The organism is Gluconobacter sp. GP1 (assembly GCF_032913585.1).
Classification (GTDB): domain Bacteria; phylum Pseudomonadota; class Alphaproteobacteria; order Acetobacterales; family Acetobacteraceae; genus Gluconobacter; species Gluconobacter cerinus.
The window spans coordinates 565,221-573,929 of record NZ_JASGXC010000001.1; the positions used below are offsets into that span (position 1 = coordinate 565,221).

Sequence of the window (8,709 nt, forward strand, 5' to 3'; positions counted from 1 at the left end):
GCCAGTCCTCTTTCATCCGTCCGTCTGGTGACCCTCTGGCCGCCGCGTCATGCCTCTCAGGCGGGAATACGATTGGGGTTGGAAGGATGATGGGGCCACGTCAGTTCCCCATCTACGGGTTGTGGAACCATTGTGATGCAATCATCCACCGGGCAGACATGCGCACAAAGATTGCAGCCCACGCACTCCTCTTCGATCACTTCGTAATGTCGGCGATCAGCCGTGTTTTTCTTGGAAATCGCCTGATGGGACGTATCCTCGCAGGCAATATGACAGAGACCACACCCGACACAGGCATCCTGATCGATATTGGCGAGGGTCTTGAACTTCATATTGAGCTGGTTCCACGGCACGAACTGCGAAACAGCCCGGCCTGTCAGATCCTCCAGCCGCTCATAGCCTTTCTGGTCCATCCAGTTTGACAGGCCATCAATCATGTCTTCCACGATGCGGAACCCATAATGCATCGCCGCGGTACAGACCTGAAGCGATCCTGAGCCCATTGCAAGAAATTCGGCAGAATCCCGCCAGTTGCTGATTCCACCAATTCCGGAGATGGGAATTCCAGCCATAATAGGATCTCTGGCAATCTCTCCGATCATGCGTAGCGCAATTGGCTTCACGGCAGGTCCGCAGTAGCCACCATGCGTCCCTTTCCCGCCGACAACGGGCATGGGCGCCATGGCATCCAGATCCACGCCAATGACCGACTGGATGGTGTTGATCAGGGAAACTGCATCTGCGCCACCTGCACGCGCGGCGCGTGCAGGCATCAGGATGTTAGTCACATTTGGCGTCAGCTTGACGATCACCGGCATCCGCGTGTTCTGCTTGCACCAGCGTGTCACCATTTCAACGTATTCCGGGACCTGCCCGACCGCAGCACCCATATTGCGCTCGGACATACCATGCGGGCATCCGAAGTTCAGTTCGATCCCGTCTGCGCCCGTCTCCTCAACGATCGGCAGAATGGCTTTCCATTTATCTTCCTCGCAGGGCACCATGAGGCTGACGATAAGGGCGCGATCCGGAAATTCGCGTTTGACGCGCTTGATTTCCGCGATGTTGGTCGCAAGCGGACGGTCCGAAATTAACTCGATGTTGTTGAGGCCAATCAGCCGACGTCCCTCAAAGCCCAGGGCTCCATAGCGGGAGCTTAGATTGACGACCGGTGGATCTTCCCCAAGCGTTTTCCAGACGACGCCGCCCCACCCGGCCTGAAAGGCCCGGCGAACGTTGTATTCCTTGTCAGTCGGCGGTGCAGAAGCAAGCCAGAATGGATTGGGAGATTTGATTCCAGCAAAAACCGTGCGCAGGTCAGCCATTGTGGTTGGCCCTTTTCATGTTGGATGCCATCAGTTCATCATGAAGCGCTTCAGCCGCGTTCCGTCCGTCCCGGACAGCTGCAACGGTAAGATCTTCTCCTGCCGTACAGTCGCCACCCGCATAAACTCCCGGCATGGAGGTGCGTCCTGTTTCATTCACAACGATGCGCCCGTTTTCCACGAGGATCTGGTCGTTTCGCACTGGGTCTGGGACAAAAACCTGCCCGATTGCTTTAAGGACCATGTCGGCTGCGAGTGTGAAGGCATTCTGCGGATCGTAACCGCCATCAGGCGTTCCTCGAAGGAATGTGATGCTCCTGATGGCCCCGTCTTCGACATTGAGTTGACTGGGAGACGCCCAGAATCTGACCGTAACGCCGTTTGTCTGGGCCCATTCCCGTTCAACTTCCGTGGCTGACATGTGCTCAGCCCCGCGGCGATAAACCAGCGTTACCTCTTCCGCACCCAGACGTTTTGCCTGCACTGCTGCGTCAACTGCCGTGTTACCGCCCCCAATCACGACAACCCGCCTGCCAACTACAACTTCCGAGAGATTCCGAGAGCGCAGGGTCTCGATGAAATCGACCGCGTGCAGAACGCCCTCTGCAAATTCGCTTTCCAAGCCGAGAGCACGGACACCTGCCAGACCCAGCCCCAGGAAAACGCCGTCATAGGTCTCGCGAAGGCCTGCAAGCGTGATGTTCTCCCCGAGCGTCGCGTTACCCTGGAAAGTGATCCCCCCAATCTCCAGGAGGAAATCGATTTCTTTCTGGGCGAAATTGTCAGCAAGTTTATAGGCCGCGACACCATACTGGTTGAGGCCACCGGGTGCATCGTGTCGATCAAAGATCGTGACATCATGCCCATGGATGGCCAGTCGATGTGCGCAGGCCAGCCCAGCAGGTCCTGCTCCTACGACGGCCACGCGCTTTCCGGTGCTTGCAGCCCGCTGGAACGGGTGGGTCTTCTGCTGCATTTGCCAGTCTGTAGCAAACCGCTGAAGTGCGCCTATTCGAACGGCATGATGAGCTTCAATCGCGGTGTGAACACATTTCTGCTCACACAGAATTTCGGTCGGACAAACCCTTGCACACGATCCGCCCAAGATGTTGGACTGAAGAATGGTGCGCGAAGCGCCGGCCAGATTGTCAGATGCAATGGCTTTGATGAACCGTGGGATATCAATGTCTGTCGGACAGGCCTCAACGCATGGAGCGTCGTAGCAGTAGAAACATCGATCAGCTTCCAGCGCTGCCTGTTCGGGCGACAGACCGGGATGAGCATCGGCGAAGTTCAGTTCCAGAGCGGTTTCCGGCAATCGGCCACATGCAATATCGAGTCGCATACTCGTCTCCTGCCTGACTTGGTTCGTAATCGGAATGGTATGAGTTCGAAATACTCTCTGGCAAGGGTTTTCTGACCAAACGTTCAGTTTATGCGAGACTATGGGTTCTAGGTGAGAACCTGCGGCGATTGAGGAAACGCCTAGCCATGAGAAATCGCGCCGACAAGATCTTAGATCAGGAGGTACGTTTTCTTCCCCTCAGGCCTTTTCCGATGAAGGCAAATCCATCATTCACGGGAAGTCTAATCAAGGCGCCCATCATCGTTCGCTCCGTAAATCAATGCATCCAAGTTCAAACACTTAGCCACGCGATACGGAGTAGCCTTTGAAGTGGAATGTGGTAGGCTGGCACTCTGTTTGTTAGACGCAGAAAGCTTTGACACCTCTCATGCGATTTACCCGCCTGCGTTTTCTCATTCCTGTCTCGTGTTTATTGGCGAGTGAGGGATGTACCCTCCAGGGCGCCCCGTCTTTCCCAGTTGTAGGCGCTTACTTTCCGGACTGGATGGTCTGTGGCCTCGTTGGTGTTGCGGTTGCTGTTGGATTACGAGTGATATTCCTTCTAACCGGCCTTGATGCCATCCTCAGTTTTCGTCTCTTCACCTATGTAGCGCTGGGCGTTATCGCCGCGCTGACTGTGTGGACGCTGGTGTTTGGGCCTTGATGATGCAGCGCGTTCAAGTTTCCGGCAAAAAGCCGATTGGTATTATCGTTGCAATCGTCTGCGTTGGGGCAGCCATTCTCTTCGGCGTCCATGTCTCGCATGAGGATAGCACTCATCCGTCTTCTGACAGCGGAAGTATTGACGCAGAAATGGTGCACGTCGCCTCCACCGTTGGTGGACGGTTGAAAGAGCTCCGAGTTGTCGTCAATCAGCATGTTCATAAGGGTGATGTTCTTTACCAGCTTGATCCTGAGCCCTACGAATTGATTGTCCGACAAGCTCAGGCCAATCTGGATCTTGCGAATGCGGAGGTCGAGAACCAGACACGGCTGCTCAGCATCAAGACATCCAACGCCGCCACGGCAGATGATCAGGTTGTTCGTGCCAGAACCAATCGTGATTTGGCCGCACGTACGGTGGAGCGCCTGAAGCCGCTTGCTGGACAGTCCTATATTCCGTGGCAACAGTATGATCAGGCTCGTGTGGCACTCCATGACGCTGAAGTGTCGCTTTCACAGTCGAAAAACCAATCTGTCGCAGCGACAACAGCGATCGGAGATTTGAAAAGCTCTCTTGCCGCACGGGATGCCAGTCAGGCAGCCCTGGACCACGCAAAATACGAGCTACGCCAGACTATGGTTACAGCTCCTGCGGATGGTTATGTCACGAGTTTGCGGGTTAAAGCTGGTGAGATTCTCGCGCCGTCTCAGGTCCTGTTCACGCTCATTGCCGATGACGAGTGGTACGCGACTGCCAATATCCGTGAGATCAATCTCTCTTCCGTTCAGATTGGCGACTGCGTGACTGTTCACTCAATGATTGATCGCCACAGTCCTCTACGCGGACACGTCGAAAGTATTGGTTGGGGCGTTTTGTCTGTAGATTCTGCTGGCATTGCCCGCTCACTGCCCATCGTGCCGCGCCAAATGGACTGGGTTCATGTCGCCCAACGTTTTCCGGTGCGCATCAAGCTTGAGAGGGCAAACCCGCTTTTGCTAAGACTTGGCGCCACAGCAACCGTTGAGATCCGGCATGGCGCTGCCTGTCCCTGACACTCTGGCGGAGGCCTCTTCGTCTTCCAGCATGAAGGGGCCGGGGTTGGGATTGGCACGGATCTGGCGGCTGGTCTGTGACCCTGCCCCGGGGCGATTGGGATATGCGCTTCGCATGGCGGCCGCATGCACAACGACCGTGCTGATTGGGGAAATCTGGCAGGTTCCGGAGTTGGCCGTGCCTGCCCTTGTGACCATGGCGCTGTGGCAGAAAGACCGCGTGACAAATGCTCTGGCTGGGGTTGCTGTAAATGTCCTCATCCTCATTCTGCTTCTGATTATTTACGCGCTCATCCGCCTGACGCTCGATCATCCTATGGGACTGGTGATCGTCATTGCCCTGCTGTCGTTCAGTTTTTTCTTTCTGGGCTCAGCCAGCAAGCTAAAGCCTGTGGCTTATATGCTGGGTCTGATTACGGTTTATGGACTGATTGCGATTGATCAGGTCCCGGTTGGAGAAGTCGTGACACGCGCCCTCCTCTATACGGATCTGTTTCTGGCCGTGCCGGGGGCGGTCATGATTGTGCTGGGGTTGTTGATTTGCCCATCCCCTAAAAAGATCCTGACGGATAGCATCGCTGCTCGGCTCTACATGGCTGTTCGCCTTCTCCAAACTCCTGATGCGCTAACACAGGAACGAGCGACAGATATGCTTCGGGAAGGCACGGCGGGCATGATGAAGTCCGCCAAGATGGCCTCACTTGAAAAGATCTGGTCCATCCACGATTTGGCCTGCTTGCGGCAGGCTGCCAACAGCAGTGTCGCTGTTCTTGCGCTTGCTGATGAGGCTAGCAGGGTAAGACTGCCACAGGAGCAGTTGTCTCGCCTGACTGAAACGCTTGAAGGCATGGCAAGGATTTTTTCGGAGGGTGACTATCCCACAGCCATCGAAAGCCCTGTGATCGCTTCGGAGCATCCGTCTTTACAGGTGATAACCGCTCTCCTGCCGAATTTCACAACCCCACCTGCCCTTGTTGCTGGAAAATCGCCAGAAAAGAAAAAATCAGGTTTCTTTTCTGAGGATGCCTTTACCAATCCAGACCATGTGCGCTTCGCAGTGAAAGGGGCTGCTGCAGTGATGCTGAGTTATCTGACCTTCAAGGTTCTGGATTGGCCAGGCATCCACACTTGCATCATCACTTGCTTCATCGTCGCGTTGCCTACGATGGGCGAGATGATTTCAAAGCTGACACTGCGCATCACGGGCGCTCTCATAGGCGGAACGCTGGGGATCGCCTCTATTATCGTCGTGATGCCACACCTGAATGGTATCACCGGATTTCTGGCGCTTGTCTTTGTTGTTTCCCTGATCGCGGCGTGGGTCAAGACAGGCGACGAACGTATTGCGTATGCTGGCTTTCAGATCGGTCTGGCATTTTATCTGACAGATCTGAAGGGTTATGGCCCCACAGCAGACATGGCCACCGCGCGGGACCGTATTGTCGGCATCATGCTTGGTAACCTCCTTACATATGCCATGTTCACAAGCTTCTGGCCGGCAAGTGCCTACGATCATTTGGGGGCCAGTCTTCGCAAACTGACAGATTGCCTGAAGCGGCAGGGAAAGGCTCAGAGCTCTGAAGATCAGCTTCAGGCGGCCGCTCTTAGTCAATCCGCGTTACTGGAAAGCGAACGAACACTGGAATATGCGATGTCTGAGCCAGCACATATGCGCGCTGACCAGCCCCGTCTTCAGGCGGCCCGAAATGCCTTGATCGATGCCTCGAGGCTGACTGAAGAATTGCTTGCAACTCCCAAGCGGCCAGACCTTGCCGATCGCACGGCACGACTGGAACAGATTGCTTCATGATTCATTTCAAAAGAACCTTTTTGCTACCGCTCCTGCTATCGGGCTGTGCGACCCAGGCACTTGAAACGGCGCCAGCCAGCGCTGATCGGCCATGGCAACCGAATGTCGCTGCAAATGGAGAACTGGTGCCCGGTAAGCCCGGACCGCATGCACTGGCCGTCCCTGCTGGATACACATTGCCTTCCAATAGTCGGATCCATGTCCGGCCTCCTGCCCCTGAATTGGCGCCACAGGCTGGCCATGCCTATTCCCTGCCTGAATTGATCGATATTGCGCAGTCCGCCAATCCTGAAACCAGACGTGCCTGGAATCTTGCGCGCGATGCCGCTCTGGCTGTGGGAATTACGAAGAGTGCATACTTGCCCCGCCTGACCGCGACAGTTGTAGGCGGATATAATCATAGCCGTAATGACGGTGCGAACCCGTCGGTCAGCAATGCGGGCATTGCTGAAGACGCAATCAACTCAGGCCTGAGCGGATTAAACAGTGCTTTGGGCGGTGTTCGCAATAGCAGGTCGGGCGCTGGCGAAATCCAAACTCTGGGTATGGAATGGCTGCTGTTCGACTTCGGCAAACGTGAGGCCGTTATTGCCGCCACAAAGCAGGCACAGATTGCAACCAATGTGCTCTTCACTGCGGCTCATCAGAAAATCATCTACGGGGTAACAACGGCCTATTACACCCATGCCGCAGCCCAAAGCCGTGTCGTATTGCTGCGTAAGGCACGGGACAATGCACGCTTCGTGGAAGCGGCCGCAGTCGCAAAGCTACATCAGGGGCAAGGCACCATAGTGGATGTCACGCAGGCTCGGCAGGCTACGGCACAGACTGAACTGCGACTTGTACAGGCAGAGGGCGACGAACAGAATACGGCCCTTGAACTTCTGAATGCCATTGGTATTTCCCCGAACACGAAACTTGAGACACTCGATATTTCTGGTCGCCCGCTCGGGCTGGACGATATTCGCCTGACTGACGCATTCGTCCAACAGGCCGTTTCACGCAGACCGGACGTTCTTGCAGCATACGCAAATGCGAAAGCGGCAAAAAGTAGGGTTCGCGCAGCGAAAAGCGAATTTCTGCCCAAGATCTTCATGACAGGAAATGTGGCCTACACCACGGGGCGTCTGGCACTCTCATCCGTGCCGGGAGTGGGAAGTGAGGCTCCCCCCACCCTTAACTTATCGAGCAATGCCTTCAGCAGTTTGATCCTTGGTGGGATTACTGTCCCCATCTTCGACGGGGGAACTCGAGCTGCGTTGCTGAAGCAGGCCCAGGATCAGTCTGACAGTGCGGATGCGACATTGCAGCAAACAGTCGACAGTTCTGTGAAGCAGATTGTAGTCGCAGAAAATGCGCTCCGTACTAGCCTGAGTGCCTATACCGCATCAGCAAAGCTGGAGACGGCAGCGATGACAAGTTTTGAGGCGTCCTCGACCGCATATCGTAGTGGCGTAGGCTCCATGACGCAGACGAGTATCGCGCAGAATGCGTATCTTGATGCGACACTGAGCCATTCAGATGCCTATTATGCTGCGTTAATCGCCGCGGCCGGGCTTGCGTTCGGCACTGGCTCCCTTAATCAGAATTAGAAGTAACACCCGCCCTTGCTACGAAGGTTTTGAGTGGTTCGAAACTCTCGGCGTTCAGGGACATGCTAATGCATTATTTTCCAGGTCAAATTTGTTCTTATTGAGCCAGTGCCGAAAAGCTGGATAAGCGGCCTGTGAGAGGGCAAAGGGCTTACCGTCTATTTCTCCCGAAATAGACGCCACGTTTGTGAAGGGCTTATCAAAAAACAATTTATGGACGTCTTTTCCATTGGAATCTTTAAGATAGATGGCATTCCAGATATCATGTGACGGGTATTCTTGATTGTCTGAAATTTTATATGATAAAATTATTTTCAAAAGGCTATCATTTTCACCGTTTATTTTATGTGTATATGCATTCGCATATGTTGAAAGCGTATCTTCATTGACACTGAATCTTGACGTGGAGAGAGGCGGGCGCATGAATATTTTTTCAATGTAGCAATTTTCATGTACATCCGATGCAAGCGTCGCATTTATTGGTATCAATAAAGAAAAAATTAATATTATATAATTATATTTTCTCATTTTTTCCTCATTAATATAGACTTCTCTAAATATAAAATGGATTTCGAAATTTTTTCATGATGCTTCAATGAAATTCGATTGGAACTACAAGATAAAAATTTCGTAAAGTAAATTTAAAAACTAGCCTTTCACGAACTTTCTTGAATGGGGTTTAGTTCGTTATATTCATATCGATTAAGATGTATTTTGAGGCGGATGGGTAGTGCCCCATTACTCAGTGATCAGACGCTAAGGCGAATCATAAACTAGTACGTGACAGCGATTTTTTTTCATATAAGGCCAAACGTGCAACACCAAAAAATTATAAAATGATAAAGAAAAATAACCATCTTCCGGTATATCTTTATCGTTATAGAAAATATAGAAATAAATATAAAATAATAAAAGGATAAA

At 53.1% G+C, this 8,709-nt stretch carries 7 protein-coding genes; 4 read left to right on the top strand and 3 right to left on the bottom strand.

The genetic code is table 11. The annotated features are described in order from the left end of the window. Positions 1–56: 56 nt before the first annotated feature. Positions 57–1,325: an NAD-dependent dihydropyrimidine dehydrogenase subunit PreA gene (preA, locus tag R5H23_RS02685; RefSeq protein ID WP_064274843.1), complete on the bottom strand. Its 1,269-nt coding sequence runs from the start codon at positions 1,323–1,325 to the stop codon at positions 57–59. Further along, positions 1,318–2,670 (bottom strand): NAD(P)-dependent oxidoreductase, encoded by a 1,353-nt coding sequence (locus R5H23_RS02690; RefSeq protein ID WP_317214246.1) that lies wholly within the window; start codon positions 2,668–2,670, stop codon positions 1,318–1,320. The genes preA and R5H23_RS02690 overlap by 8 nt, the downstream gene beginning before the upstream one ends. A 388-nt stretch (positions 2,671–3,058) precedes the next feature. Here R5H23_RS02690 and R5H23_RS02695 point away from each other — a divergent pair, with 388 nt between their 5' ends. From R5H23_RS02695 to R5H23_RS02710, 4 genes are read left to right on the top strand one after another with little or no spacing between them, the layout of a single operon-like run. Then, on the top strand, positions 3,059–3,334 hold the full coding sequence (locus R5H23_RS02695) for a YtcA family lipoprotein (protein WP_099213009.1): 276 nt from the start codon (positions 3,059–3,061) through the stop codon (positions 3,332–3,334). Positions 3,335–3,336: 2 nt separating this feature from the next. Next, entirely contained in the window at positions 3,337–4,386 is a 1,050-nt protein-coding gene (gene mdtN, locus R5H23_RS02700) for a multidrug transporter subunit MdtN (RefSeq protein ID WP_317214595.1), read from the top strand. Next, positions 4,367–6,196 (top strand): FUSC family protein, encoded by a 1,830-nt coding sequence (locus R5H23_RS02705; protein ID WP_408874323.1) that lies wholly within the window; start codon positions 4,367–4,369, stop codon positions 6,194–6,196. The genes mdtN and R5H23_RS02705 overlap by 20 nt, the downstream gene beginning before the upstream one ends. Further along, positions 6,193–7,788: a TolC family protein gene (locus R5H23_RS02710; protein ID WP_317214247.1), complete on the top strand. Its 1,596-nt coding sequence runs from the start codon at positions 6,193–6,195 to the stop codon at positions 7,786–7,788. Before R5H23_RS02705 ends, R5H23_RS02710 begins: the two co-directional genes overlap by 4 nt. 54 nt (positions 7,789–7,842) lie before the next feature. Here the strand turns inward: R5H23_RS02710 and R5H23_RS02715 are convergent, their stop codons facing one another. Further along, on the bottom strand, positions 7,843–8,316 hold the full coding sequence (locus R5H23_RS02715) for a hypothetical protein (RefSeq protein WP_317214248.1): 474 nt from the start codon (positions 8,314–8,316) through the stop codon (positions 7,843–7,845). Positions 8,317–8,709 lie beyond the last annotated feature (393 nt).

What these genes read in the sequence shown, in the direction of transcription:
- R5H23_RS02715 (WP_317214248.1), bottom strand. Translation starts at nt 8,316, where the DNA reads ATGAGAAAATATAATTATATAATATTAATTTTTTCTTTATTGATACCA.
- mdtN (WP_317214595.1), top strand. Translation starts at nt 3,337, where the DNA reads ATGCAGCGCGTTCAAGTTTCCGGCAAAAAGCCGATTGGTATTATCGTT.
- R5H23_RS02710 (WP_317214247.1), top strand. Translation starts at nt 6,193, where the DNA reads ATGATTCATTTCAAAAGAACCTTTTTGCTACCGCTCCTGCTATCGGGC.
- preA (WP_064274843.1), bottom strand. Translation starts at nt 1,325, where the DNA reads ATGGCTGACCTGCGCACGGTTTTTGCTGGAATCAAATCTCCCAATCCA.
- R5H23_RS02695 (WP_099213009.1), top strand. Translation starts at nt 3,059, where the DNA reads ATGCGATTTACCCGCCTGCGTTTTCTCATTCCTGTCTCGTGTTTATTG.
- R5H23_RS02705 (WP_408874323.1), top strand. Translation starts at nt 4,367, where the DNA reads ATGGCGCTGCCTGTCCCTGACACTCTGGCGGAGGCCTCTTCGTCTTCC.
- R5H23_RS02690 (WP_317214246.1), bottom strand. Translation starts at nt 2,670, where the DNA reads ATGCGACTCGATATTGCATGTGGCCGATTGCCGGAAACCGCTCTGGAA.